24 protein-coding genes are annotated in these 26,552 nt (G+C 40.6%); 18 read left to right on the top strand and 6 right to left on the bottom strand.

Going from position 1 to position 26,552, the window contains the following annotated elements:
• The first annotated feature begins 246 nt into the window (after window positions 1-246).
• The 4 genes from N473_RS15870 (at window position 247) to N473_RS15855 (ending at window position 2,614) form a co-directional block, all read left to right on the top strand.
• On the top strand, window positions 247-984 hold the full coding sequence (locus tag N473_RS15870) for a carbon-nitrogen hydrolase family protein (protein WP_063368765.1): 738 nt from the start codon (window positions 247-249) through the stop codon (window positions 982-984).
• 194 nt (window positions 985-1,178) lie between these two features.
• Window positions 1,179-1,685: a GNAT family N-acetyltransferase gene (locus N473_RS15865; protein WP_063368764.1), complete on the top strand. Its 507-nt coding sequence runs from the start codon at window positions 1,179-1,181 to the stop codon at window positions 1,683-1,685.
• Window positions 1,686-1,744: 59 nt separating this feature from the next.
• Window positions 1,745-2,095 carry a lactoylglutathione lyase gene (locus tag N473_RS15860; RefSeq protein ID WP_231099579.1) on the top strand — a complete coding sequence of 117 codons (351 nt, stop codon included), beginning with the start codon at window positions 1,745-1,747 and terminating at the stop codon, window positions 2,093-2,095.
• Window positions 2,096-2,203: 108 nt separating this feature from the next.
• Window positions 2,204-2,614, top strand: a complete 411-nt coding sequence (locus N473_RS15855; protein ID WP_063368762.1) for a GNAT family N-acetyltransferase — start codon at window positions 2,204-2,206, stop codon at window positions 2,612-2,614.
• Between the two features lie 661 nt (window positions 2,615-3,275).
• On the opposite strand, the gene N473_RS15850 is transcribed toward N473_RS15855, so the two are convergent.
• Window positions 3,276-3,542, bottom strand: a complete 267-nt coding sequence (locus N473_RS15850; RefSeq protein WP_063368761.1) for a helix-turn-helix transcriptional regulator — start codon at window positions 3,540-3,542, stop codon at window positions 3,276-3,278.
• A 202-nt stretch (window positions 3,543-3,744) separates the two neighbouring features.
• On the opposite strand from N473_RS15850, the gene N473_RS15845 reads away from it, so the two are divergent.
• The 5 genes from N473_RS15845 to N473_RS15825 all read left to right on the top strand — a co-directional run bounded on the left by N473_RS15845 (window position 3,745) and on the right by N473_RS15825 (window position 10,495).
• A complete protein-coding gene (locus N473_RS15845) occupies window positions 3,745-3,987 on the top strand; it encodes a helix-turn-helix transcriptional regulator (protein WP_155735631.1) in 243 nt (80 codons plus the stop codon).
• A 70-nt stretch (window positions 3,988-4,057) separates the two neighbouring features.
• A complete protein-coding gene (locus N473_RS26290; protein WP_155735630.1) occupies window positions 4,058-4,219 on the top strand; it encodes a hypothetical protein in 162 nt (53 codons plus the stop codon).
• A 933-nt stretch (window positions 4,220-5,152) separates the two neighbouring features.
• Entirely contained in the window at window positions 5,153-6,787 is a 1,635-nt protein-coding gene (locus N473_RS15835) for a methyl-accepting chemotaxis protein (RefSeq protein ID WP_063368760.1), read from the top strand.
• 199 nt (window positions 6,788-6,986) lie between these two features.
• The gene (locus tag N473_RS15830) at window positions 6,987-7,358 is read left to right on the top strand and encodes a DUF2237 family protein (RefSeq protein WP_063368759.1); all 372 of its coding nucleotides are present in this window, start codon (window positions 6,987-6,989) and stop codon (window positions 7,356-7,358) included.
• Between the two features lie 206 nt (window positions 7,359-7,564).
• Window positions 7,565-10,495, top strand: a complete 2,931-nt coding sequence (locus N473_RS15825; RefSeq protein ID WP_063368758.1) for a M14 family metallopeptidase — start codon at window positions 7,565-7,567, stop codon at window positions 10,493-10,495.
• Between the two features lie 133 nt (window positions 10,496-10,628).
• On the opposite strand, the gene N473_RS15820 is transcribed toward N473_RS15825, so the two are convergent.
• Window positions 10,629-11,483: a CPBP family intramembrane glutamic endopeptidase gene (locus tag N473_RS15820; protein WP_063368757.1), complete on the bottom strand. Its 855-nt coding sequence runs from the start codon at window positions 11,481-11,483 to the stop codon at window positions 10,629-10,631.
• 226 nt (window positions 11,484-11,709) lie between these two features.
• Here N473_RS15820 and N473_RS15815 point away from each other — a divergent pair, with 226 nt between their 5' ends.
• The 8 genes from N473_RS15815 to N473_RS15780 all read left to right on the top strand — a co-directional run bounded on the left by N473_RS15815 (window position 11,710) and on the right by N473_RS15780 (window position 16,674).
• The gene (locus tag N473_RS15815; protein WP_063368756.1) at window positions 11,710-12,084 is read left to right on the top strand and encodes a MazG nucleotide pyrophosphohydrolase domain-containing protein; all 375 of its coding nucleotides are present in this window, start codon (window positions 11,710-11,712) and stop codon (window positions 12,082-12,084) included.
• A gap of 2 nt (window positions 12,085-12,086) precedes the next feature.
• Complete coding sequence (locus N473_RS15810; RefSeq protein ID WP_063368755.1) at window positions 12,087-12,536, top strand: GNAT family N-acetyltransferase; 450 nt, start codon at window positions 12,087-12,089, stop codon at window positions 12,534-12,536.
• A gap of 33 nt (window positions 12,537-12,569) precedes the next feature.
• On the top strand, window positions 12,570-12,914 hold the full coding sequence (locus tag N473_RS15805) for a VOC family protein (RefSeq protein ID WP_063368754.1): 345 nt from the start codon (window positions 12,570-12,572) through the stop codon (window positions 12,912-12,914).
• Between the two features lie 47 nt (window positions 12,915-12,961).
• Window positions 12,962-13,453, top strand: coding sequence for a hypothetical protein (locus N473_RS15800; protein ID WP_063368753.1), 492 nt, complete (start codon window positions 12,962-12,964; stop codon window positions 13,451-13,453).
• 52 nt (window positions 13,454-13,505) lie between these two features.
• The gene (locus N473_RS15795; protein ID WP_063368752.1) at window positions 13,506-13,958 is read left to right on the top strand and encodes a pyridoxamine 5'-phosphate oxidase family protein; all 453 of its coding nucleotides are present in this window, start codon (window positions 13,506-13,508) and stop codon (window positions 13,956-13,958) included.
• A 62-nt stretch (window positions 13,959-14,020) separates the two neighbouring features.
• The gene (locus tag N473_RS15790) at window positions 14,021-14,902 is read left to right on the top strand and encodes a PhzF family phenazine biosynthesis protein (protein ID WP_063368751.1); all 882 of its coding nucleotides are present in this window, start codon (window positions 14,021-14,023) and stop codon (window positions 14,900-14,902) included.
• An 84-nt stretch (window positions 14,903-14,986) separates the two neighbouring features.
• Complete coding sequence (locus N473_RS15785; RefSeq protein ID WP_155735629.1) at window positions 14,987-15,544, top strand: hypothetical protein; 558 nt, start codon at window positions 14,987-14,989, stop codon at window positions 15,542-15,544.
• A 788-nt stretch (window positions 15,545-16,332) separates the two neighbouring features.
• Window positions 16,333-16,674, top strand: coding sequence for a hypothetical protein (locus N473_RS15780; protein WP_063368749.1), 342 nt, complete (start codon window positions 16,333-16,335; stop codon window positions 16,672-16,674).
• Window positions 16,675-16,962: 288 nt separating this feature from the next.
• On the opposite strand, the gene N473_RS15775 is transcribed toward N473_RS15780, so the two are convergent.
• The gene (locus tag N473_RS15775) at window positions 16,963-18,057 is read right to left on the bottom strand and encodes an NAD(P)/FAD-dependent oxidoreductase (protein WP_063368748.1); all 1,095 of its coding nucleotides are present in this window, start codon (window positions 18,055-18,057) and stop codon (window positions 16,963-16,965) included.
• Window positions 18,058-18,059: 2 nt separating this feature from the next.
• The gene (locus N473_RS15770) at window positions 18,060-20,234 is read right to left on the bottom strand and encodes a LodA/GoxA family CTQ-dependent oxidase (RefSeq protein WP_063368747.1); all 2,175 of its coding nucleotides are present in this window, start codon (window positions 20,232-20,234) and stop codon (window positions 18,060-18,062) included.
• Between the two features lie 463 nt (window positions 20,235-20,697).
• Between N473_RS15770 and N473_RS15765 the strand changes: the two genes are divergently transcribed.
• On the top strand, window positions 20,698-21,885 hold the full coding sequence (locus N473_RS15765; protein ID WP_063368746.1) for a hypothetical protein: 1,188 nt from the start codon (window positions 20,698-20,700) through the stop codon (window positions 21,883-21,885).
• Between the two features lie 40 nt (window positions 21,886-21,925).
• Here N473_RS15765 and N473_RS15760 read toward each other — a convergent pair whose 3' ends face one another.
• Entirely contained in the window at window positions 21,926-22,927 is a 1,002-nt protein-coding gene (locus N473_RS15760) for a sensor domain-containing diguanylate cyclase (protein ID WP_081221216.1), read from the bottom strand.
• 134 nt (window positions 22,928-23,061) lie between these two features.
• On the bottom strand, window positions 23,062-26,223 hold the full coding sequence (locus N473_RS15755) for a M43 family zinc metalloprotease (protein WP_063368744.1): 3,162 nt from the start codon (window positions 26,221-26,223) through the stop codon (window positions 23,062-23,064).
• Between the last annotated feature and the right edge of the window lie 329 nt (window positions 26,224-26,552).

Here is a 26,552-nt window from a genome sequence, read left to right as displayed (position 1 = left end):
TTAGGTGATGTATAAAATGGGTTTAATCTTTGTGTTCTCGCTTGATTACAAAAAAGAGGATTAAATATCGCAAAGAATTATTTAACTCATGAGAGCACCGTTAGACCTTCTGGTAATAATTGGTCTAAAAAATAATAACACTGATGATTAAAGTGCTTCACAGGTAATCTGTTGTTGATAAGTTATAAAGCAGCATGCAGTATTACTGATTATGAACATTAAATAAGTTTAAAATGAGTAGTAATTATGAAAATAGCGGTGGCGCAAAGTAGCTCGGTTAAAGGAGATGTGAACGCGAATATTGATAATCATCTCAGGTATATTCATCAAGCCAGTTTACATGACGTTAATTATCTTATTTTTCCCGAGCTGTCTTTAACTGGTTATGAAATGGAATTGGCGAAAGAGCTCGCTTTCAAACCAGATGATGTACGTTTAGCGCCGCTTGTTGACGCTGTTATAAAATGCAACATAACGGTTGGTATAGGCGCACCTATTCAATCGACTGGGTTAGAGAAAATTGGCCTGTTGATAATTCATAATACGGGTGAAATAGAAACTTACGAAAAGATATACCTTCATGAAGGTGAAGATGTATATTTTAGCAGCGGTGATCAATATCGCTTAGTTCAACTCGAGCAAGAATCGATAGCCAATGCAATATGTGCAGACACAATTAATCCAGCACATGCAAAGACTTGTTCAGAGCTTGGAGCATCCATATATGTTGCTGGCGTTTTGGTAACCCCTAATGGTTATGAAAATGACGCGAAAATGTGGGCTAGTTATGCTGATGAATATCAAATGTTGGTTGCAATAGCGAATTTTAACAAACCAAGCGGTGGTTTAGCCGCGGCAGGTAAAAGTGCGATATGGTTCAAAGGAGATTTACTTGCACAAGCTGGGGAGTCGCAAGACGCGTTGGTTATCGCCCAAAAATGCGATGGTCACTGGGTCGGCGAGGTGCACGAAGTACCTAATTAGACTCATCGCAGAGTCATTTTTCAGTGATGACGGGCCAGTAAGTCATTGGTATAGATAAAATAAATGCGTGATAAATAGAATATCAACATCATGACACCTCTAATAATCTAGAGCAGGTATGCTCTGTGTCATTCCGTACTTATTCCGGAAACCATTTAAACGTTAGGTGTGTCATTGATAGGGGATCAAGGAATATGTATAGAATCGCAACTTTTGATGACAGCGCGAATATTGCAGTATTGTCTGCACAAGTTTGGTTGCATAATTACGCCACTGAAGGGATTAATACTGCCATTTCGGACTATGTTCTTCGCGAGTTTACTTCTCAAAATATCGCAAAAAAACTGAGCGCTGATGATTACAAATATATTGTCTCAGAGCGCGATGGTAATTTAATAGGCTTGATCTCGCTGGACTTTTCCAGCATTTGCCCTATTACAAAAACGACAGCCCCGGAGCTTGATAGGCTCTATATTCAGGAGCCATTTACTGGACAGGGTTTGGGTTCTCAATTACTCAAGGTTGCCATCAAAGAGTGCAAAAATTTGGGTTATGAACGGGTGTGGCTGACGGTAAATCATAAGAATACCAGAGCTCGGGCTTTTTATAACCGCCATGGTTTTGAAGAGATCGGAGAGACTTATTTTGTATTAAATGAAGAACAACATTTAAATTATGTATTGAGCAAATCTATCGTTTAACTTTGTGGCAGTTACCAATTGAATGAATATAGCGTTAGGTACTAAATGCTTGAGGAGCGATGATGAATTCACGTGATATCCGTCCATTTATTCCAGTCAAAGAGTTGAATGTGTCGAAAGCATTTTATGAGGCGCTAGGGTTTGAAAGTGATGATACCAATGACGAAATGACCATAATAAGTAATGGAACATGTACCTTCTTTTTATATCAAACTGTCGATATAGGCACAGAGGCTAACCTTATGTTTCAGCTCATTGTGCCAGATATTCAAGCGGCACTTAATTCTATCCAAAAGGTACAAAATACAGATATAAGGTATGAGCCCATCAAAGAAGCGCACTGGGGTAAAATCATCTACCTTTGGGGGCCTTCAGGAGAAATGTGGCACATTACAGAACTGGCAACGTGACTAAACCTATATTTTAACCGTCAGTGCTGGGTATGGGCTAATAAATTATAATACTGTTTATTTATACAGTTGCATGTATAATCGTTCGAGTATTACCGAGGAGTGATTATGAATTATACAATTGAAGAACATGTGCCTACACCCCAAGAATATTGCGATATGCGCGTGACTGCTGGCTTGTCAGCGAAATCCTTAAAAGCTGCACAAATTGGCTTACCAAATACGTTATACGGTGTATCTATTCGTCATGATGGTGAGTTAATTGGTATGGGACGAGTTGTCGGCGATGGTGCATGTAATTTTGAAATTGTAGATGTCGCGGTTGACCCTAGATATCAAGGGCAAGGGTTAGGTCGACAAGTGATGGAATATATAGATAGATACTTAACATCGGCAGCGCTTGAAGGCTCGTATGTATCCATGATCGCTGATGAGCCGGTATTTTACGAAAAACTAGGCTATCGCTTGGTGGCACCAAAAAGTCAGGGCATGACAAAGAAGTTTTATCGAGCTAATTGAGTTGGGTAAGGGGAGTATGTGCTTCCCTTCGAATATTTGCCTTCTTTGTATTAAAAACTGAGGTGTATTTTTGCGATTTTCATACCATGGTCAAAGAAGGAGTATTCCAATAAAGCTAGATGTAGCGCAATAGGCATAGATCACAAAGTTATACGCAAAGTCGCGAATAAGTATTGAAAGAGTTAATGCGGATGAGACGAGAGTGTGCACCTATCTACAGATTTTGTAAGTAGCGTGTGGTTAACCCTTTGTGGGAATTCATCGCAGCTATAAACCAAAAGACTTCAAAATGCAGTTTCTATATTCAGAGTATACCTTGATGTGCTTATTATCGTATTTGTGCAAATATCTTGATGTGCTTCGCGCTTTCGGATTCACGTTCAAACTTCTCTGAGAGGTAAAGGCGGCTAAAATAGTTTACTATGCAGACAACGGCATTTGATGGGTTGTGTTTTTTTATTCAACTTAGGTCTAGACGTGGATATATGTAGCGCTTGAGCTAAGTGCGGTAAATAGGTAGTTTTTTGTAGTCACTTAAGGACAGAGTACTGATTTGGATGAAGCAGCTACCTATACCTGAGCTCATTTAGAATTGTAAGCAATGCTTACTATCGTACAAGGAAAAATTAGTCAACGGTAAGTTTTGTTAGTAACAATTAGTCTATAGCCTTGATTTGCTCTCAAAATAACTAATCCCTGGAGAATAAAACTCTTCTCCAAAAAGTAAATATATTTCATACGCCTGTGCTATTGTCATGATGGTTTTTCCAGTTTCAAAGTTACTTATTGTCGCTTGATCAACGTTAAGTTTTGCACCCAATTGGGCTTGAGTAAGTTTTTTTCTTTTTCTAGTTTCTCGTAGATTTTTTTGTACTTCTAACATAAAGTAACAGACTTGATTTTTTCTTATTATTGTAGCGTTTCTCACATCATCATCCTTCTTTCTTAAAAAGCTTTTATTCAAAACAGTTGTATTTGATATTACTCTCTTCAGAGTCAAATAGGTTTGACTATCGTGTCTGTTTTTATATAATCTTGGTGAAATAAATGTAACCAAAGGTTAATATGTAAATTAACAAAGGGTAAAGATAACTCAGGAAAATACTTTGACTCTTGATTAAAAAAAGTTAGTGCAGCAGATTAGATTAGCTGGAAATTATAATGTAAGTAGATTTGCCAAAAAATTGGGTGTTTCAAAGCAAACAATATACAACTGGGAAAGTGGAGAGACATCTCCAGACACAAGTTTACTAATTAAAATGTACATTGTATGTGGGTTGAATCCAAAATCACTATTGCCTCAAGGTAAGCTAGGAGAAAAGAAACAGTGCAAATTAAAAGTAAAAGATGTAGACAAAGCTAGAATACCTTAGAGTAATAGACTGAATAACTATTTTTTATTTGTTACACTATAAATTAAAACACATCAATAATGGGAAGAATATGGGGAAAAATAAATTGAGCAAATCCTACTTTTTATTAGAGTGCTCTTATTTAAAATCGATATCGGGCGCAGGTGGTGTTGCGGGTGGTGGAGGTCAGGTAGATCCTGCTTCTGCACGAAAAATCTTGCCTCCGCTTAAATTAGTAAAAATAGATAAGTAGTGTTAATGGATATATATGGATATAATTTCTAAATTACCCACTGATTTTAATCACATAATTAACATGTCCATTTGGACTTTGTTGCTTATATCTGTACTGTTAAGTAAAGCAGCCCTACAGTCAGGTGGATTGCTTCCTGTATTTTAATTATAAGAACCATTGATGTTGTGATATATCCATGGGCACTTACTACTGGTACATGGTTTTATGTAATTATAAGTACCTTAGACTTATTTTTAGTAGCTTTAATTTTGTTCAGATTCAAAATAGCTTATTTCCTGTCAAACATGAAGTTATTGGGAGTGAGTGAATTCTCAAAAAAGTGCATAACAGATTTCAGGTTGACTTCTAATGAGTTGATGTACGTAGTTATTTTACTGTTATCAGTTATGGTTAACGTAGCTTCTCTTGTCGAGAGGGCAATAAGAAAACTGACCGAATATAATCCATTATTTATCTATAACTCCTTTGAATCTATTAAATGGGCCCTCTCAATTTTATCAGTTATGGTTATATTTTCATTGGTTGTCGATGCTTTACGAGGTCACTATTCTAAAAAAGAGGAGTTATCGTGACATTTCCCGTCTAAGTTTTTACTTTCACATCACATGTGATGTTTACATTAATTACTCATGGCTATTCCTAGGCAGTCTTAACTGCCTCCTTATTTTATTACTCTCTTTATTATGAGTATCCATTTGAAAAGTAGTGACTGATAAAGGCTAAGCTCGCAAAAGCGGAGTTTTTATTTCCCCCAATCATAACCAAAACGGTGCTTAATTTGAACAGTTTCAGCAGCTAAGAGCATACGATCGTCCAAGGTATTCTGAAGATGTCGGTGTTTAAGAAAGTTTAGCTCAACACCAATTTCCCCTGAAAACTCGCTATTTCTAACTATATTTGTAATAAGTAACAAGTTAATAGTGAATTTAGATGAACTTTAAAAGCCTACAAGTCAAATACTCGTTTTTGTTTTTTGCCATCTCTGTGTTTTTCATCGCGGTTGTGTCTATCAATCTATACCTCATATCTAAAACTGAAAACAGTCTCAGTGAAGTTGGCAACAAGTTTAACCCCGCAATCTCGGCTGTTATCAATGCGGATAGAGACTTATACCAAGCGCTATCAGCGGAACAGCACACTTTATATAGCACCAACCTAGATAGCAGCTACAACAGCTTATACGCTGATTATCAAGAAAACGCGCAGCAGGCGCTTGATCGTATGAATAAATACCGTGAGTTAATGCAAGATTACCCCAGTGCACTTTCTCCGCTGCAAGGGTTTGATAACCAGTACAGGACTTGGCTCAGTGACTCTCAAAAAGTGTTTGATTTGATGCGCCAAGGCGATAAAAGTGCCGCCATAATCCAAAGTGAGGGGGTGGCAACACAAAGCTTTAACGACCTTCGAGAGTATTTTAATTTGGCAGGGGAGGCCGCTGATAGAATCAGTGGTGAGGTGAGCAGCGAGTCCATCAGTGAAGTAAATAGCACTTTGACCGTGATTTGGGTGATCAGCGCCATAGTGGTTGCGATTATTATTGCCATTGGGGTAGTAGCACCTAAAAAAATGGCTAATGCGCTCAATGATTTGGCAAAGCAGTTAAAAGAGATGAGCCATGGTGATGGGGATTTAACGAAACGTATTAATTCAGACCGCGATGATGAATTAGGCGATGTGGCCAATGAGTTTGATAGATTCGTGGCTGGTCTATCAGAACTTATTCGCACCATTGTTGATGAGTCTATGTCGGTTGTTAAAGGGGTGGAGTCTCTTGAACGGGGCTCTAAAGATATCCACGATACGTGCTCTAATCAACTACAAGCAATTGAAGTGATTGTTACTGCCGTCAATGAAATGTCTTATGCAATTAAAGAAGTAGCTAAAAATGCCAGTTTAACTGCGCAAGATTTATCTCATGTCAATGAGCTAACAGACGAAGGCACGAATGTTACCAATCAAACGGTTAGCCAAATAACGCAGTTATCGGAGGTGGTTGCACATGCGTCAGATACAATCACTAAGGTTGCCGAAGATTCAACGAATATTGCGTCTGTTTTAGATGTTATTCGAGGCATTGCTGAGCAAACGAATCTACTGGCGTTAAATGCGGCCATTGAGGCTGCGAGGGCGGGGGAGCAGGGCCGAGGCTTTGCAGTGGTTGCTGATGAAGTACGCACGCTTGCCAGTAAAACACAGCAATCAACCGAAAATATTCAAGAAATGATCTCTAATTTACAACAAGGTGTTGAGCAGGCAGTCTCATCTATTGAAAAGGGCAGTGAGTCAACGAGTTCAACGGTGGAATGCTCTGCGCAGACACTGGAGTCGTTAGATAAAATTGCGCAAGCATCATCACGTGTTTCGGATGTCGCAGCGCAAACTGCTACGGCGACAGAGCAGCAAAGTAAGGTGACAGAAGACATCAGCGGCAACCTGACGCAAATGTCCGAAGGCACACGCCATAACTTTGATACCGCTGTCGAAAATGAAGAGATTGCGGATCAAACGATGGCCAGTGCTATAAAACTGCGCGAGGCAGTTGGTGGTTTTAAGTTAGGGTAGAGTTTTGCTTTAAACAACATAGGAAAGAATGCTGTTATTTTGTAGCTCCTTTGTTTTAACAACGAATGATAGGTTTGATGTACAATTGATATTGTATAAGCCTGATTTTAATCTTCTAAAAAGTAATCCCTATTTAGTTGTACCTCGTACCACCATTTACTTTTTATGATTGACCATCAAAATAAATGGAGTCGCGATAATGGCGTTAGAGAAAGCGAAAAATGTATTGGGTGGAGACCTAGAGGTATGCTGTATCGATCCGTTAACCGGATTTATGCGTGATGGCCATTGCAATACGAATGATATGGACCATGGTACACATGTAGTGTGCGCAGTCGTCACTGCAGAATTTTTGGCATTTACCAAAGCGAGAGGCAATGACTTAAGCACACCTATGCCTCAGTATCAGTTTCCAGGGTTACAGCCGGGTGATGGTTGGTGTTTGTGTGCGCTGAGATGGAAAGAAGCGTATATAGCAGGCTTTGCGCCACCTGTTAAGTTAAGTGCAACGCATGAAAAAGTCTTGGAGTATGTCGACTTGGATGTATTGAAAGAGTTCAGCATTGACTGAGTTCATACATTGAAATCATGTAAATCGAGCTGGTAGCTCTATACCAGTTCACTCAATACTTACCACCTGAATTTGAATTTTGTCTTATATTTCTTCACTTTATCGACCAAGGTTTGACCGAAAAAATGCTCAGTGATAGTTTTTTTGTGCTGAACTTTATAAAAATAATCAGTAGTCGTTAAATTAAAATAACAAGGAAATCAATAATGCATTTGCGCAATTCAAAAAAGGCATTGTCCATTGCTATTGCCAGCGTTTTGGCGATAAGCGCCCACGCAAACGCCGGAGTAAAGCTTTCACCGACAGAATTACAAGGATTGAATTACAACAAACCTTTGGTAGAAGGGAAACTTAACCCGGCGATTACGACACCCAAGGATATGCTTGGCTTTGCTGTTGGACAAAGGGCTGCGACACCTGCGCAAATTACAGAGGCGCTCTCACAGTGGCAGCAAGAGAGCAATAGAATGCAAGTCGTAGAGTATGCGCGTTCTCACGAAGGTAGGCCACTGCATTATGTGGTGCTCTCGTCGCCAGAAAACTTAGCAAATGTTGAACAAATAAAGTCTGATTTAGGCCGACTCGCCAATCCTACCAATTTGTCCAAATCTGAAGAAGCGCAAATTATTAACCGCCTTCCAGCTGTGTCTTGGTTAGCCTATACCATTCATGGCAATGAGGCATCAGGCAGTGACGCCGCACTTGCGACCATTTATCAGTTAATCGCATCTCAAGAGCAGGACATTGAAAAACTGCTTAAAGACAGCGTTATTATTGTTGATCCGTTAATGAACCCTGATGGGCGTGCTCGCTTCACTAAGCAGCTTCAACAGCGCCGAGGGGTTGCGCCGAATGTGGATACCCAATCCACCTTGCATACAGATGCATGGGCCACAGGTAGAAGTAATCACTACTTTTTTGATTTAAACCGTGACTTTACCTTGGGCGTACACCCAGAAACGCGGGGAATTGTCAAATCTATCAATGAATGGAATCCCCAGTTGATGATAGACGCGCATGAAATGGGGTCGATGGACTCTTACTTATTTGGTCTAGCGAGAGAGCCTGTGAACAAGAACCTATCCTCTTACGCTAGAAAGTGGGGGCGTGTGTTTGAAAAAGATCAGGCAGATGCTTTGGACAAAGAGAACTGGCCCTATTATATGGGAGAATGGCTAGAGAACTTGTATCCAGGGTACTCAAGTTACGCTGCGTTTAGAGGGACCATTCATATTTTATATGAACAAGCGCGGATCAAAGAAGATGGTGTAAGACAATATAATGGACGTATTGCCAGTTATGCAGAAGGGGTAGATAAACAATATGTGAGCAGTATCGCTAACATTAAAACGCTAGCAAAACACTCTAAAGATATTTACCGTGACTTTGTCAAAGATAAACGTCAGCTTATCTCAAAAGGAAGCCCTTTTGCTGAGCAAACCTTTGCGATACTCCCCACTAAAAACCATCAAAGAATGGCCAAATTTGTTGACTTGATGCAATTACAAGGCTTTGAGCTACATCAAAGCACTCGGCCAATAAAAGTCAGTAAAGCTAAAAACCAACTTGGTGAAATGGTCAAAGCAGAGCTGCCAGCAGGGACACTCTTAATTAGAAATAGACAGGCTCAGGGGCGTTTGGTGTCAGCCATGTTAGAGTTTGACGCACAGATCACAGACGAAGTGCTAATTGAAGAGCGTCAACGATTGCTTCGAGATGGTTCGAGTTTAATGTATGACGCGACCGCTTGGAATATTACTATGATGTACGGTTTAGAGGCTTTGACGGTCGAAGAGGATATCACTGATGATATCCGTCCGTATGATGCACCTCAAAATCGCCCACCCATTGTTAAAAAAGCCAATTCGTTAGCTTATGTGGTAGATGGTCAAAATGATGCATCGGTCGGCTTTGCAGCAAGATTAATGGAACGTGGTGTGACGACGCGCATTATCGATAAAGAGACGATATTGGATGGCGTAAACATAAGTCGTGGTTCAATCATTGTCTCTAAATATGACAATGAGTTTTTTGCTGGTGACTTAGATGCGGTGGTGGAGAAAACAGCACGAGAAATGCAGGTAACAGCCGAAGCGATTGCTGGTGGACGAGGTGATGGCGATTTACCTGACTTTGGTGGCTCACATTTTAAAGTACTTGAGCAGCCTAGAGTGGCAATATTGAGCGGTAATGGCATCAGTTCATTAGATTTTGGCGCGATTTGGCACAGTATAGACAGCCACTTAGGTATTCGTCATTCACACATTGATAGCAGCAGATTTAACCAAACAGACCTAAGGCGATACAACACCTTGATCCTACCGTCGACATGGAGAAGCACCCTAAGTAAACAGACGCTAGCAGAGATCTCCACTTGGGTTGAAGCAGGAGGCACGTTGATTGCCATTGATGGCTCAGTGCCACAATTGACTAATCCTGAAGCGAAAATAAGCCAAGTTAGACAGATACAAGACGCTTTTAAAGAGATTGAGCAATATGATATTGCTTTACAAAAAGAGTGGTTAGCGCAGCAGAACAGCTACCCTGAAATAAGCAATGTCTGGCAACATACCGCTGCTGATACAGTACATTACCCGTGGGATGCTAACGCAAAACTACCCTCAGAAAAGCAGCTGAAAAAGCAAGACCAGTGGCTTGCACAGTTTAGAACTGCAGGCGCGATTGTCGCAGCGCGTACAGATCAAAAACATTGGCTGACCTTTGGCGCACCAGCGGTATTACCTGTTTTGACATCGAGCGATCCGGTCTTGATGACAAAGGGGAATGTCCAGTCTCCGGTGAGGTTTGGTACTTACCAAGAGGTGGATGACAGTGCGTGGAAGAAACAGGTCAAAAGCACCAAAGATGGCCAAGCTGCTCGTAAGATCGGTTGGGCAACTTTACCTGAAAAGCAAAACCTGACTTTACGAATGAGTGGCTTGTTATGGCCTGAGGCGAGCAAACGCATTGCGAACTCAGCGTACTTGACACGTGAAAGCAAAGGCGATGGTCAAATTATTCTGTTCTCGGGCCAACCTGTATTTAGAGGTTCAACGCTTGCTACTAATCGTTTGTTACTTAACGCGATTGTTTATGGCACAGGGCTCGGTGCACACACGCCAGTCACCAAGCTATAAGGTTTATTGGATGGCTCTACCATGAGGGCATTTCTTATGGTTGAGCCTTTAAGTTTTTAAATATCAACACCACATCGTATTTGAACGCTGGCAATAACATTGTGTTGTCGTTGCGATGACCTACAGAAGTTCTTCACTGCCGACTTTTTTTGAATCGGCTATTCGGTGTTTTTAAGATCTCATGATAACAATATGGGCCAATCACTATCGATGACCACAGCAGTAATATGGCAATCTGTTCATAGCTTGCTGGGCCAACAAAGATAGAGGTAAACGGGTATTGGCTAAGATCGAAAAAGTAAGAGGAAAAGATAAGTAAAAAGGCGATTAAGTTGTTAAGCATATGGATAAATATGGGCGCAAAAAGCGTTCTATACCTTAACCTGATCAAGCACAAAACGATGCCAAAAATGATGTTGCCAACGTAATCATGATGCAACAAGCCAAATATCAATGAGGTAATTGCAATAGCCCACAGAGGAGAGAGTTTTAAACTCAATCTATCAAGCAGGATCCCTCTAAACATCAGCTCCTCTAAAATAGGTGCAACGATGACCATTGCAATAAACAGTAAACCCATATAAAAAGAGAAACCGCTGTCTTGAGCCGAAATGGTGGGATCCAGCTCTCTTGAATCAACAAGGTTCAAATCTGCTTCTGTGTATAGTTGCATAATGTCTAGCCAAGCAATCGATACACATAACATAGCAAAGGTTAAAACGATTAAGTGGACAAATTTTGGCTTCGGGATGGTACTCATAAACATTAAGCGTCTATGCTTGGGTTTAATAAAGCGCACAATTAAAGCAAGCAAAAGTATATCGCAAAGCACATTGAGCATTTCTTCCCCTTGCAGCTCGGATAAGCCAAAAAATATACTGTGTATGTCGTCCGTTAAAATCACAATAATGGCTGCGGGAATGATTACTAGCAAGGCTGAGAGCAGATAATAGGCGACAAGTCGAGTGATCGAGAATGTGGCAAACATGGTTTTTTAGTCCGGTTAATATCTCCTTATTGGTTTAAATTTCGCCCATTTTACCCAAAACAGATAAAATTACCATTGTTTTTAATACGGGTACTTTAATTGGTAGGCATGATGTTTTCTCTTAATACTACCTGTGTAGTATTGTTGCGAAATTTGAGAGAGGCAGTATCGCTTTTCAACCATAAATATCATACGCTTAACGTTAAAGGTCTGTTTTGAGAGAGATATGCGAGATTTAAAAAGTTTGTTAGATATTGCCAAACGTAAATATGTTTATGATCAAACTAACAGTTGGTACTCAGGCTCTGAGACCTATTTATCTGCTTTAAAAGATGAATTAGCTGAAGTATTAGAGGAGATCCCAAAACAAAGAATTTGTCATTTAGAAGACGAGTTGGGAGATATTTTATGGAATTACTTAAACATCATCTTGGCCCTTGAAAAAGAATCAGGTATCGACATGCACTCTATATTCAATCGTGCCGTCAAAAAGTATGAACAACGAGTTTCAACGATTGAACAAGGCGGTAGTTGGCTGGGGGTGAAAGAAAAGCAAAAGAAAATGCTTGAAGAAGAACAAAGTAAAGTTAAGAAAGGCTAAAAATGACTTACATGGAAGTAAACAACACGGATGTACCTATTGAATTGCTTCTTGAGGCAGACCCAAGTAGAGAAAATGTTTTGTCTTACTTACAGGACGCATGGTGTTTTGTTGCGATGGATGACAAGCAAATTATCGGCATATGTGTGGTAACACAAAGGGTGAGCGGCTTAGCTGAAATTGACAACATATCTATAGAGCCAAGTCGCCAAGGTTTAGGGATTGGCACAAACTTGTTGCGCTATGTATTAAAAGAGCTGAAATCTAAAGGCATGACAAGAGTAGAGCTAGGCACAGGGTCATTTGGTTATCAATTAACGTACTATCAGAGGTTAGGGTTCCGAGTTGAGTCTGTTGCTAAAAACCATTTTTTGCAAACGTATTCTGAACCTATCTTTGAAAATGGCATTCAACATAAAGATATGCTGAGGCTTTATCTAAACTTGTCATAAATACTCAAGTCAAAATTTCTTGGAGGAGGTGTAATGAAATTACATTACTTAGAGATTGTAACTACGGATGTCGAGACTGTGGTGCAAGCATACGAAAAAATATATCAAAAAACTTTCTCTGAAGCAGAACCTCTGCTTGGTGGTGCAAAAACGTGCAAGCTTGATGATGGCAGTTTATTGGGTGTTCGAGCGCCACTTAGAGAGACAGAAGCATCTGTGGTTCGCCCATATTGGCTGGTGGATGATATTGATGAAGCTGTCTGTAAAGTGCAAAAGCAAGGCGCTGAAATAGCAATGTCGCCGATGGAAATACCAGGTAAAGGGCAATTTGCGATATATATTTTAGGTGGAAATGAGCAAGGCTTATGGCAGCTTTAAATAAGTAAGCCTTCTAATAAGAATAATAATAACAATAGAGTAACTAAATGCTGAACATCACAAGACACAATAAGCTTTTACTTGTACTAGTATCATCTATCATATTTGCTGTGTTCATTATTGCATGGGCAAGGCAAGACAACCCAATATTTAGGCCACTTGTGCAGGATATGCGTTTAGTCGACGCAGTACTTATTTCGGATATCCTCGACCAAGAGCGCATCGCATATTATGCCGACGTTAAAAACCACATGCTGTATGTTGACCAAGCAAAAACCGAGCACGCACGTATCTCTTTGGCAAAAGTGGGCATAGTCATTAATTATCCAAAAATCATCAAACACAGTGACTTAGATGAGGCTTATCAGGCATTTTTAGAGCAAAACTCACGTGCGCAAGCTGAAGCCGAGTTATGGGAGCAACCTTGGTTTATTGAGGTGATGAGACTGACCATGGCAGCGATTATTTTAATTGTATTTATTTTGAGTGTTGTCAGACCTGCTTTGCTTGCATTTATATCAGAACAGGACAAATCGTAAGGTAAGTTGTTTATATTTAACGCCTAGCACGTTTTTATTAAAAGGAATGAGCATGTTTACAGAAGAAGTTAAGTCATCAATTCAACAGAGCGTATTATGCTGGTTGGCAACGGTTGACAAAGAGGGGTGTCCAAGTGTTTCACCTAAAGAAGTGTTTGTTAGTTATAAAGACAGTGAATTGCTCATCGCGAATATTGCATCTGCAAACAGTGTTCGCAACATAAAATATAACGATAATGTGTGCGTGAGCTGTGTGGATGTGTTTACGCAAAAGGGCTTTGGGCTTTATGGTACAGCCAGTCATGTCGCTAGAAGTGATAGTAACTTCCCTTTATTATTTAAAGAAATAGAACCTATAACAGGAGAAAAGTATCCCGTTGCAGGCGTTATTCATATTGTGGTGAATAAAGTAAAGCCCATTGTGGCGCCCAGCTACAAACTCTTCCCAAACATCACCGAAGCCGAACAAATTAAAAATGCTAAAAATACATACGGCGTAAAATAATGAGCGCGATAGCTTTATAAAATTAAATAAAATCATAACTATAAATCTTGGAGAGGTTTAGATTGGAACAAGTTGAAACGTATTTGGTCAATTCATTTGTGTTGGATGGTTCGGGCGGCAATCCCGCTGGTGTTGTATTGAATGCTGAGCACTTATCCGAAGCTGAAAAACTTCACATTGCTCAAACTGTGGGCTTTTCAGAAACAGCTTTTGTGACCCGTGATGAAGAGGTGGATTTTGAGCTGACTTTTTATACAACGACCGAAGAGGTCGACTTCTGCGGACATGCAACATTGGCTGCGTTTTCAGTGATGTTTGAGCAGGGCATCATTAACGTTGGAAAATATGTGCAAAGAACCAAGGCCGGTATACTCGAAGTGTATATTGAGGGCAATGGAAAAGTCGTCATGCAACAACGTTTACCTGAGTTTTTGGGCAGTTTTTCTTATCAAGCCGTATCGCCATTAATTGGGTTGGATACTGAGGTATTGGCGGCCGCAAGACTACCCATTGAGGTGGTCAGTACAGGGCTTGCGGATATGATTGTGCCTGTACCAATGGGCTACCTTGATAAAGTTAAGCTCAACGAAGACTTGATGAGTGCATTTTGCAAACAGCATAACTTGGTCGGAGCACATGTATTTGAATTGAGTGACTCAAAGTCAAATTACACCGCCAGTTGTAGGAATTTCGCACCACTTTTTGGGATCCCAGAAGAGTCTGCAACGGGTAGCGCCAGTGGCGCCCTTGCATGTTATTTAACGAAGCATACCAATACTGACTCAGGCACGACCATTGATTTTCTATTTGAGCAAGGCCGTGCTATGAAATGCGCATCCGAAATCTCTGCGTCTATTCAATTTGACAGCGGGCAGGTGAGTGAGGTGAAAGTCGGTGGTTTTGCACAGGTGTTTGATAAAGAGCGTATTTTACTAGAACTTTAGAGTTTAAATTCTGAATGGTTAACCACTCAATGGTGTCTGCGCTTGAGGTAATAAAATATCAGTATGCCTTGTTGATATTGTGTAATGCTTAACGCTTTATGGTTGTTTATAATAAAAAGAGAAAAAATAATGGTATGTGGTTATAAATGGCCTTTGATAACTCTTATGTTGGTCATTGCTCAATCGGCCTGTGCTCAAGGCGACGATGTGTGTTCTGATGAATATTTGAAGAAGTATAATAACTACTTATATTACATTGATAACTTACATGTTTCTGGGAATGCAGATAAACTTTTTTCAATGTGGGATTTAGATAACTTGGCTAGTGGGTATAAAGATTTTTACCCTAATGATAGTGATGGCGAGTTTATATATAATATGGCGAAAGGAGTTTTTGTTTTTCCGGATATTCTATTTTCTTCCAAAGAATTACTGTCTTATGTGGTAGATCAAACTATTAATCCACATGAAATGACCTTGAAAGTTATTAATAATAAAATGCCAAAGTATAAATATTTAGTTGTTAACTTTAATGAGCATGGAAAAATTCAAGGGATTATGATTAGGGATGGCGTAAGAAAAGAGCCTATCAATAAATGTGAAATGTTAATGGGAGAAGCTGAACTCGCGGTAGGGTTATAAAAATATAGAATGTTCTAACTTGAGAAACTAAGCATAACAACCGTTTTAATTTAGGGTAGGGCCTTTTTAATTACCATTATGTCATTCTGGCTAGCTGCCAGAGTCATATATTAGCTTCAAAACACATGGATCCTGAAGCAAGTTCAGGATGACGCGCTATAAAGTGTATGGTGAAAAGCCTTTGTGACAGCGGGTGCAGCGAGTTCCTTTGTCTTTGACATGATGAAAGAAAGTGCTCTGAAGCTCTGTTCAACACAAAGCTTTTTACTATACCCATCTACGTCAACCTGAGCTTGTTTCAGGGTTCAATATGTTAAACCATATGCAGGACGATAATTTAGAGGTTAGGTGTATTATCAATACGGAATCAACATCATAACACCTATGTTAATTTAGGACATATTGTTTTAAAGCATGCTCTACCATTTTACTTCTATGTCATTCCGGACTTGCTCCGGAAACTATATTAACAAAATAAACATGACACCCATCTTAATGTGGGGTTAGCTCAAAAAGTCATCTATACCTTAGTGAATGTTAAAGTATGGATGGCTTTTTTTATGGCAATAGCCAGGAAGAGACAAGTTAGCTTGGTGGATACCAAGTACTATCACTGTATATCACGATGCGTCAGGCACGCGTTTTTATTCGGAGAAGATAAAGCAACGGGTAAGTCACTTGAGCACCGAAGAGGGTTGGTTGAATTTGGGTAGTGCATAGCTTGGTTTTTAGCGTTTGATTGTTTTCTGCATTACCCTTGTATCAGAACGACTTAATCGGTGCTCAATATGTTTGATATCATCGCTGTCAGTATTTTAGGGATACTCGCGGCTGTTATCGCTTTGAATTATTATTTTTGTAAGGTTTTTTATCGAGCTTGGTTAAAGCAGGAAAAAGCAAACTGGATTTCTTGGGGGAAGCCATCTTTTCAAGCGTTTTATGAGGCTCAACTTGATGATTTTTACCCGATAATTTTCGGCAATGAGTGTGTCAAACTAAAGAATAAGGCGCTGATGAAGGCAAGTTCAGATATTAAGTTCACTTGGTATGCGGCTCTGATTTTAGTGGTTACAGGCTGTGGACTTGTTGGTTTTGAAGCTAATTTGACTTCTGGTTGGGCGATTGTGTAAATATAATCATCCCAGACCTAAATCTGTATAAAATAGTGATGTTTCGTCAATCTCTAACCTAATTTATAACCTCAATAGAAATTACCAATGTAAGTGCGAATTGAACTTTGGATCCTGAATCAAGTCAGAATGACGGGGTAGGGTTTGGATTGATAGGGTATCAACGTCATGACACCCTTGCTGATTTAGGGAGTGTTGTTTTAGAGTAGGTGCGAACATAACGAATTTAAATAGCCCTTCACATCCATGTTTTGTACCAATTCAATGACAACCTACCAAGTAGCTAAATTAAGCTACTTTTCTTCTTTGCCAAAAAGCAGATTGATAGTGTGATACCTTACTGTACTCAATATCTTTTTGTTCTAAGAAATCTAAAAAGCGAGCTTGCATTAACTGCTGATACACACCTAAATATTGAGGCTCATTATTAAAATATTTAAGTAATGCGCTTGCTCCATAAAATGCGCTACCCAATGCCGATGTCACTCCATATGATGACAATGGGTCATAACTACAAGCAGCATCTCCGAGCGCTAACCATCTTTTACCAAAATAACTCGCAAGGCTGGATGAATATGCCGGTACAATTTTAAACGGAGTCGTTTTGTCTGGTTCACAGGCCGTTAGATATTGGGTTAATGCAGAATGTGTATTCGCCATTTCTAGTAACGCATCAGCAGATTTAGGGATCGATAAATCAGTATCAGTGAAATAGCATAAACTGGATTGACTAGACGAAAAAGGAACCAAATACCACCAGCCATACTGATCACTTTGAATGATTGCTTTTTTTGCAAACATAGAATGTTTAGCTGAATGCTGAAAATAACTACAACACGCAATCAATGTATCGGCTTTCTTTTCAAAAACCCCGAGTTTACGGGTTAATACTCTCGCACGTCCAGATGCGTCGATTGCAAAATTGGCAGTGACTGATGAATGTGTGCCATCATCGTGCTTTATAACTAAATCCCATTTTTCGCCTTGCAATTTGAGGTGGTGTAATCTGGCATGCCAGAATATCTCAGCACCTGCTTGCTGGGCTTGCAAAAACAGCGTTTTATCAAAAGCAGAGCGATTTAAAATCCATCCTGTGCCATGCGGGCTAGCGAGTAGGTGACGTTCATATTCTCCGGCGCCATCCCATTCGATCTGATACCCTTGTAAAGCGAAGTGGCCTGTTTGCTCGAACTGTTCCAGTAAGTTTAATTTCGCCAAAATTGGTGCAATATTGCCGTGAACACACTCACCAAAACTCCGTTTTTCTGGGCCCTGGCTGTCAAAAACAGCCACTTTTAATCCTTGCTTAGCCAGCACAAGTGCTGCGGTTAAACCCGCAACACCTGCACCAATGATAGCTACGTTGTAATGTAGACTTTGCATGGTTAGTTTTGATCTTGTCGTATCGTGATTTTTCTTCGGGTAAGGCCCTGCTCACAGGCTTGCTCGTCTTCTTTATCTAGCAGGTCGAGTTGTTCATTTGTCACTGCATTTTCACCTAGCATGAGGTCATTACCTTCAAAGTGTGCCAAGTTTTCTAGATTAAGTAGTTGACGATAGCTTGTATCATTCGCTAAAAAGCGCTCATTTACTTGAGATTCTACCCAAATGTGGTCGACATTGTTGTGATCAGCTTTTAGAGCCGTGGTTGGCGTTTTCACTACGATGCCTATTTTGTCCCAATACTTCACCATATTTACACGTGCCTTTTCACCACCTTCTCTTAAAAAGCGCAGCCAGTCTTGTCTATAACTGTAACTTTTCGCTCTTTGTCCAAGTCCTATTGCCTCGTTTTGCAGTTGCTCGAACGAGCGTTGACTCAGTACCTGATTGGGGACTCGTGCAGACCAGAATGTCATTGTTGGTAAGTATTGAGCAGGATCATAACTTTCGTTCGATTGACAGCTGCCTTCATCAGATTGCCATGGTACGCCCATAAATCGGGTTAACGTTCCAGGGCCACTGACATTAAACATATCCTTGAGTGCAACCTCAGGTGTTAAAATTGGACCATAGTAATCTTGCACATCATCGTCACATTCAACAATATTAAGACGCATAGGGTCGAACGGATCCGCTGTATTCCACATTGATTTACGGCGTAAAAACCAAGTCAATTCAATGCCAGGATGGAATGGACCGCCCAAACATTGTTGCAGGTTGGTTTTGGTTAAAGTATGCGGCCAATTATTTTGGTCATTGATCACCTGTAGCGGATCTGTGATGGTACAGCTTGAGTTGATTGTCGCCTCTCTGGGGTTTTCTCCTTTTTCAAACTTACCATCAGCCCAGTTTTTTAAATGCTTATATTGGGTGTTGGTTAAACTGAGGCCTATCAGTGGGGAGTCCGCATAATCCCCATAACCATCGCCGAATATTGGTGGTAGCTTATCTGCTTGAACCGCCGTTTGCGTTTGCTTTACAGCCTCGACAAAAATAGGCTCTAATACTTGCTTATTTACATCTTGAACTGCTGGATCTTGCAGTAACTGTTCAACTTTCTCAGCTCTGCGCGTCGCAGTTATGTCAGGTGTAACTCGAAATAAGTCAAATACGGCAGTTCTAAACGATTTATATTGTTCTGAATTAGACTCAAGCTTTTCTAATATGTCCGGCTGAGTGAAGTTGGCAGGAGAATAATCGCCAAAAGCCATAAAATAGCCTTCGTTCACGCCTTGGTTTTCAACTAAGCTTGACAGGATAGGGTAAATGTCGCGGTAAAATTCAGTTTTAGTATTAGCGTCTAAGAGCAAGTCACTCACTACGTCATACATGGTGATCACACCTGGCATACCCGGTGCAAAGTTCGGCGGGGTAACAGCTACCATGGCAGGCTCAGCCTCAATTGGCTTATCGTTTATCGTTACTGTTGCACGGACAGTACCATCACTGATGTCATCGTGCCAGGTCTCGTTATTGGCAAAAGTAGTAATGGGGCTATTATTGTAGCTGGCCGAGTGTCCAAGCCCACCTAATACCAGTAAACGACCTTCACTGTCTGTTCTTAGCTCACCCAAATATACTTGAGTTTCGTAGCTTGTGCCCGCAAAAAAGGTTCCATCATTGAACTGATAGGCTGGTTTATCTGACTGATTACACCCTTGAATCTTGCATTGGCTGGGCTTAATGAGTAGCTTCTTTTTTCGTTCATCTAAATTTGTTATGAAGTCATTACGCAGCTTACAGTCTTTGGATAACTTGCCTAGATCCATGGCATTTTCAAACTGATAATTGATTGACTTTCGGTTAGCCAAGTTGACACGCCACTCAATTTTGGCGTCTTTGTCAGTGATTTCCCTAACATTATTCCCACAGTCACTTACTTCAAATATTCTAAAACGTGCTGCTTGACGCTTAACCTTGCCCTCAGCATCCTTAAAGTCTAATGATGAACCGGGTAAATTTTGCAAACTGCCTGCTTCATAGCAACTACCAAAATTATCTCCGGTATAATTTGGATTCACTTCTTGATGGGGTACCTCGGGGCCGACAAAAAATTTTGATTCCGAATTGCCCACACGAGCAATACCTATGGCCGGATAAACGTAGTACTTTGGCATAAAATATCCTTACTTAAAAATATTAGCTCAATGCTTTGGCCCGGCAATGATTGCCATGGAATGAACCAAAGATTAAGCGTTTGCTCTTGTCAAAAGAAATAAAACTATAGCCACTCCACTGGTTTTATCTATTACAAATAATTACACGATTTGCCAAGCCCACGTATATCGAAAGCTGTACCGGAGCTTTGAGAGATAGACGTGAGGAGTGACTGAGAGGTCAGACTTTGTGGCTGTGTTCTGATTATACTAGAGTCATGTTTACTATCTGAAAGAGTCGATTCTAATGGGAGAACAACAGAAGCTTCGGTGCTTAATAAAGATAGTATATGTATCAATCGTCTCTTAATAGAATCCAAAAAAACTCACCTAAGACAGCAGAAGCGATTGTACTAGTTAAAAATATATGTTCAGCAAAGCGTGATTTTGATACCGTCACTACAAGGAACGACTAAGGATAAGTATGAGTACCTATAAAATTATATTTAGAGGTAAAATTGCGCCAGAGAAGGACCAAATTAAAATCGGCAAAGCGCTGGCTCGGTTTTTAAAATTACCAGAATCCAAAGCGCATTTACTCTTTGATGGTCGGGCGTATGCCATTAAAAAGAATCTAGAACGTGAGAAAGCAGAGCTAATACAAAAAAAGCTCAAATCTGCAGGTATTTACACAGAGTGTAAAGTCGAAAAGTTAAAAGGAAAGGCGGCTCAACAACCTACCGAGCTCACTCCTCAAAACACAACAATTCATCAACTTGATACGCAACCGCATGTCTCTTGTGTGAGTAACAATGATAGTAAAACTTCACTAAACGCACAGACACAATTTAGTGACCAAGACGTTGTGGCCTCAAATAAGAAAGTTGCTGAAGAGAAACAAGATAAATCAGAAATTGAGGGAGCAAGGGCACTGGTTTATGTTGGCATATTTTCTGCTCTTTTTTATTTTACAGGAAAAGGAGAGCAAGCCTTCTTTATTACAATCGCAGCCACTTTGTTGCTATCTTTTATGTATTTTGCTTACTACATATATTCAGAGAAAAAGTTGAAGCAGATGTTAAAGGGCGTGGTGCTATCGTTAGTGCTATTAGCGGTTTGTATGGCATTCCCAATTTTATTACCAATACTCATTGTCTATACCCTCTATCAACTCAAATCATTATGGGATATTTTCAAATCACTTCAAACCCAAGCGTGGCTTAGTGTCAGTGTATGGGCAACTTTATATCTTTATCATTATTATATTGAATTAGACTACGGCAAGTATGCTTTGGCGGGCATATTTTTTATAACGGTGTTGGGTTATTCAGGTAACATAATGGAACATAGACTTAAAGATGGTCTGATGAAGTTTTCTGTAATGATGTTATCAATGCCATTGTGTTTAATTTTATTGGCATCCATTGTCAGTGGTTTAAGGAATTTGTTGCAAACTACGCTAACAAACATTTTGAGTCCAGTCACTACAACTCAAACAGTTGCATCACATATGCGAGGAGATACTTTTATCAATAGTTATACGAGAGACATAACCAAAGAAGTGACTTCAACAGTATCTACGACCTCACTTGGTAGCGGCAGTGCCATTATTGGTAGTACTAATAGTATTGCTAAAGCCGTTGATTCAGACTCAAAAAAGCAGCGGGAGTAGGAATGATGAGGTGGGTTCAACGGACTCAAACAAGCCACGTTTAAATTACTGTGGTTTGATTTCGACCGTTTTTCTTAGATTGATACAGTGCTTTATCAGCTCGGTTATACAGGCATTCTAAAGAGCTGTCTTGATTTTGCACCGAGGTTACACCACAGCTCACCGTAATGATGAGGTTGTCTTCGTTATGTTTAACGGCCATGTCTTTGATTGCGACCTTAATACGTTCAGCAAGTTTTGTTGCAAGCTCTGCGTTACCCTCTAGTAAAATAATGAACTCATCGCCGCCGATACGCATAAAGTGTTCTGACTTACGAATGACCTGATTAATGACTTTGCTAAAGGTCACCAGCACCTGATCGCCAACATGGTGGCCATAGTTATCGTTCAATAATTTAAAGTGATCAATATCTATCATGATCATAGAAAAGGGCTTTTTATCCGTCTCCCAGAGTTTTAGTAGTTCATTGCCAACGGTATTAAGGCAGTGCCTATTGTTTGCTTTGGTGAGTGGGTCTGTCTCTGCACGTTTTTTGTGCTCTGTGATTTCCATTTGAGCGTGAATATAATTGGCTAGCCAATTGGCAATGCATTCGAGCTGGGCACCATCTTCTGGTTTATAAACATCGGACTCGATACTGCCTAAATTTAGCGTGCCAAAGCAGGTCCCTGAGTGTTGTAGCGGCGCATCAATACACGACCCTAGACCGCCTTTGTGTAAAATTTGGCAATCTAGGTCTTTGCTTTGTGCAAGATTATTATTTATTTCCAGTTGCTTATTTGAATACACTCGACCAACCATTGTGCTGCTTATGGGTAAAATGGTGTTTGCTTCTATGGCGTTGTTACCGAACAAAGCGAACACCTCCAATGTTTCTTCCGAACCATTGTTCAAGCATACACTCGCTCTATCTGACTCAATAATTTGTGGAAGCCAATTTGAAATTAAAGTTAATGTCTCATGCAAATCATTCGACCTCGACAATTCATTAATGAATGTTATCGGAAGGCAAATTGTGTCATGACGAGTTGAATAAGACATACGTATCGACTAAGGGTGGTTGGTCACGAACTTAGAGTATAGTTCAAGTACCAAAATCATCTAAAAATCGACGGGAGATAAAAAGCACCAACTCAGAGGTTGATGCTTTTGGTGTAAAGGTTGAAATAATTGGCCTATGGCAGTCTGCATTGCTCGCTATCAAAGTCGACGATAATACTGGTGCCTTGTGTATCACCAGAAACTTTTAAATAGGACCAATATTGATTGCCAGCAGGAATTGTGATGCATTCAGACGTGGTGCCTGAGTTAGACTCAGCATCCTTATCATCATCACTTGGCCATCCGCCATTTTTATATAAGATATGTAAGTTACTCTGGCCATGTGCGGTAGTAATGGCGACGTTACGTGCTGAATCGACACCGCCAATACTTAACCAAAGTGCGCCATCTCCGCCAAGGCACGCCGCTTTTCCGGCCTCTAACCGACCACCAGAAATCGGCGATTGCGTTGCACAAGCATTGGGAATTGGCTGTATTACGTCATTTGGTTTAATAGTTACTGTATAGTCTTCAACTTCGCCATCGCCGATATTGCCACAAGCCGAGTTGGCTTCACCATTATATTTCATAGCGATACGCATTCGAACAGATTTACCAACATTGCCGCTCGCAATGGTGGCAGTGCCAGTGACAGTGCCTTTGCCTGATAGGTTATTTAGTACCTGCTCTGATTGCTCAAACAGTCCGTTTTCATTAAAGTCTATCCACGCAACCCAATGCTCTGTGTAGTTACCACCTGGGGTTAAGGTAAACTGATTGTCACCTTCAGTTAGCTCAATGACTTGTGAGGTAAAATCGCTATAGCCGTTAGCTTGTGAAGCGTTGCTAAATGCGCCTGATTGCACTTTGGCTATCCATTCATACCTAGTGTTACCTGTTGCTTCGCAATAGCTGATGCTGTTTACGCTAACGCTCGCTTGGGCGCTATGGTTTAGACCATCTTTATCGGTGACAGTTAAGGTTGCTGTGTAATCTCCAGCTTCTGTATAGCTGTGAACAGGGTTTGCTTCAGTACTTGATTGGCCGTCACCGAATTGCCAGAGGTAACTGGCAATATTGCCATCTGGATCAGATGAATTTGCACTACTGAATTGAATATCTTTGCCAGCTTCACCAGTATATGGACCGTTCGCAACAGCTATCGGTGCAAGGTTTTGTGCTCTAACTACAGCGGTTGCAATATCACTTGCGGTGTTACCGTCATTATCGGTCACGGTTAATTTAACTGAGAACGTATTAGCACTATGGTAGGCATGCGTCGGGTTTGCTTCTGTTGATGTGTTACCATCTCCAAACTCCCATAAATAAGCTGTGATATTGCCATTTGCATCAAATGATCCTGCGCTACTAAAGCTGATTGGGTTGTCAAGTAAGCCAGAGTAGGGACCATTTGCCTGTGCGACCGGCAAATCGGAGTCTGATGCTCTTTCATAATAAACAACAAGAGACGCGTCACTGTATTCTAAGAATGGGTCAATTAAGAGGTTGAGTGTGCCACCACCTGCAGATAATTCGCAGTATTCACTCAGCCTCGGTGCACTAAAGGGCCCACAATCAAAGGTTTCTTTGGTTGGGACTTGATTCATGCTAGCGTATAAATCAGGATCACCCTGATATCCGCCCGTGATGACTGCTACCGTGCGCACAGCATCAGCTGGGATGTCATATTGATAGGTTTTAGGTTCAGCGCCTTTGGCTGACTTCAAGTCTTTAACTTCAGCTAAAAAAACACGCTCGCACCCTGAGCACAGCGTATTATCAGCACCAGCAATAATACTCAATGTCGCGTTGGAATAAGCACTATAAGCATCGATGGCGGTGTGATAGCTTTCAACACTCGATGGCGCTGACAAAGTAACTAGCTCAGGAGAGCCCGCACTTCTAAAAGAGATGAAATCCGCCTCCCAATTATCGCCCGTTTTAATAGGCGCTTTGCCTTTTGACACATACATATCAGGATCTTCGTCGTATCCGTCAAGATAAAAAGCGACAGCTTGAGTGCCTTCAGGTACCTGAATCTCGAAGTTATCTATTTCGCCTTTTGCACCGGATAGGTTAGTAAATGATTGGAGCACTTCTCCTTTAGGTGGAACGACGGCGCCTGATGTGCCATCCCAAGGATGATCAGCATTACTGGTGTATTCTCCCAAACCAGTAGCAATGAGGTTGGCGTTAGACCATAGTGTCGCGCGGGCTGGACCGTGGAGCGCAGCGGTCATACGATCGACTTGATCCTTGGTAAACATCGCATAATTATCGGAGTAGTGCATGAAGTTTTCGGTATTGGTGGCTTGCCCTAGACAATTTTTTGCATTGTCTTGCAATATACTGCTACTCATCTGTGGGGTGTCACAGGTGCCATCTCCAGTCGCGTTACAAAATGCCTCAGAGTGAATAGTACATCCGCCATCGAACGTATGCGGTAAGTTCAACCAATGGCCAAATTCATGGGTTAATACGGAGCGAAAATTTTCATTGGTATTGGCACCAATGTAGTCGCCATTATAGACAACACGGGAAAGCCCATTTTGTGACATGCTCAATTGCGGGTACCAGGCAACACCTGAATTATTAGTTTTACCATCATCGTACAAGTCTTGCTGAACATAGATATTCATATACTTAAAGTTATCCCATGCATCAGCAGCGATTTGCTCATCAACGCCGCTGCCTTTGCCATAGCCCGCCTTTTCTGGGTAACGGACAATCCCTGTCGTTGGCTGCCCATTTGGGTCTGTTTTGGCTAGCACAAATTCAATATTCAGGTTTTTTCGTATTGCTTGGAATTCTGGGGCAATAGGGCCATCATCTGTGATGAGTCCTAAAAAGTCTTGATTAGATTTGTTGAGTCCATCAATCACTTTCTGCTCCGTAAGGCAGTAAGTCCCTGTGTCACAGTTGTACCTGTCCCCGTAGATGTGTACGACAACAGGTATGTAATATCGACCAGCAACGCCATTGCCATTTTGCGCAGCGAAGTTGTCTTGCGCGGCGAGGGTAGTCAATATTTGAGATGAAAAGCTGGTGCTTAACTTTGCTTGCTGTGCGCTTTCTTTTTGAATTGCTGACCAGTTTTGACTGTTTTGGTCGGTACCACAGATTTCTCCTGCGTGTTTATGTGTATGTTGAGTGGCTAAAGCTGCATGTAGTATATTATCTGGTACTCCCTTACCTGCGAATGAGCTTGCAGATACGCAAAGTAGTGCAGCGGTGATGTAGTTAAGCTTTTTAGAATGTTTAGCTGACGACAAACGCGTCCAGTTAGACAAATACATGTTGTTCTCCTGTCATCTAGTTTTGTTGCTAACTTCTGGGTTTATTGCTTATCTGATTTCTGTAAAAGTTAACAAAAGGTATAGTTACCATTCCTCTTGATTGTGGTTTAGTTGTTATGTTTCAGTTATTTAGGGTGTTTTTTTATTAGAGTAATGCGTGTTTACATGTAATAAACGTTTCTTAACTTACATCAATGAAAATAAATTGTATACAATATATTTTATAGCGAGGTTCTTTTTTAGGTTTTTTGTTAGTTTAAATTAGCTGTGGAATTAAAATTACTGAATAAAATACATGAAGTTATAGTGAATTCAGGGTAAGTAATTAA

This window comes from Pseudoalteromonas luteoviolacea CPMOR-1, from assembly GCF_001625685.1.
In the GTDB taxonomy this organism is placed as follows: domain Bacteria; phylum Pseudomonadota; class Gammaproteobacteria; order Enterobacterales; family Alteromonadaceae; genus Pseudoalteromonas; species Pseudoalteromonas luteoviolacea_K.
The sequence above is the reverse complement of the archived record's forward strand: the minus strand, read 5'-3'. Positions and strand labels throughout refer to the sequence as shown.

Bases quoted from the DNA above. Each gene is read 5' to 3' on its own strand.
- N473_RS15830 (WP_063368759.1), top strand. From the start codon at position 6,987: ATGGCGTTAGAGAAAGCGAAAAATGTATTGGGTGGAGACCTAGAGGTA.
- N473_RS15800 (WP_063368753.1), top strand. From the start codon at position 12,962: ATGCTGAACATCACAAGACACAATAAGCTTTTACTTGTACTAGTATCA.
- N473_RS15865 (WP_063368764.1), top strand. From the start codon at position 1,179: ATGTATAGAATCGCAACTTTTGATGACAGCGCGAATATTGCAGTATTG.
- N473_RS15765 (WP_063368746.1), top strand. From the start codon at position 20,698: ATGAGTACCTATAAAATTATATTTAGAGGTAAAATTGCGCCAGAGAAG.
- N473_RS15805 (WP_063368754.1), top strand. From the start codon at position 12,570: ATGAAATTACATTACTTAGAGATTGTAACTACGGATGTCGAGACTGTG.
- N473_RS15825 (WP_063368758.1), top strand. From the start codon at position 7,565: ATGCATTTGCGCAATTCAAAAAAGGCATTGTCCATTGCTATTGCCAGC.
- N473_RS15870 (WP_063368765.1), top strand. From the start codon at position 247: ATGAAAATAGCGGTGGCGCAAAGTAGCTCGGTTAAAGGAGATGTGAAC.
- N473_RS26290 (WP_155735630.1), top strand. From the start codon at position 4,058: ATGGGGAAAAATAAATTGAGCAAATCCTACTTTTTATTAGAGTGCTCT.
- N473_RS15860 (WP_231099579.1), top strand. From the start codon at position 1,745: ATGATGAATTCACGTGATATCCGTCCATTTATTCCAGTCAAAGAGTTG.
- N473_RS15810 (WP_063368755.1), top strand. From the start codon at position 12,087: ATGACTTACATGGAAGTAAACAACACGGATGTACCTATTGAATTGCTT.
- N473_RS15820 (WP_063368757.1), bottom strand. From the start codon at position 11,483: ATGTTTGCCACATTCTCGATCACTCGACTTGTCGCCTATTATCTGCTC.
- N473_RS15770 (WP_063368747.1), bottom strand. From the start codon at position 20,234: ATGCCAAAGTACTACGTTTATCCGGCCATAGGTATTGCTCGTGTGGGC.
- N473_RS15795 (WP_063368752.1), top strand. From the start codon at position 13,506: ATGTTTACAGAAGAAGTTAAGTCATCAATTCAACAGAGCGTATTATGC.
- N473_RS15815 (WP_063368756.1), top strand. From the start codon at position 11,710: ATGCGAGATTTAAAAAGTTTGTTAGATATTGCCAAACGTAAATATGTT.
- N473_RS15835 (WP_063368760.1), top strand. From the start codon at position 5,153: ATGAACTTTAAAAGCCTACAAGTCAAATACTCGTTTTTGTTTTTTGCC.
- N473_RS15785 (WP_155735629.1), top strand. From the start codon at position 14,987: ATGCTTAACGCTTTATGGTTGTTTATAATAAAAAGAGAAAAAATAATG.
- N473_RS15755 (WP_063368744.1), bottom strand. From the start codon at position 26,223: ATGTATTTGTCTAACTGGACGCGTTTGTCGTCAGCTAAACATTCTAAA.
- N473_RS15775 (WP_063368748.1), bottom strand. From the start codon at position 18,057: ATGCAAAGTCTACATTACAACGTAGCTATCATTGGTGCAGGTGTTGCG.
- N473_RS15780 (WP_063368749.1), top strand. From the start codon at position 16,333: ATGTTTGATATCATCGCTGTCAGTATTTTAGGGATACTCGCGGCTGTT.
- N473_RS15760 (WP_081221216.1), bottom strand. From the start codon at position 22,927: ATGTCTTATTCAACTCGTCATGACACAATTTGCCTTCCGATAACATTC.
- N473_RS15855 (WP_063368762.1), top strand. From the start codon at position 2,204: ATGAATTATACAATTGAAGAACATGTGCCTACACCCCAAGAATATTGC.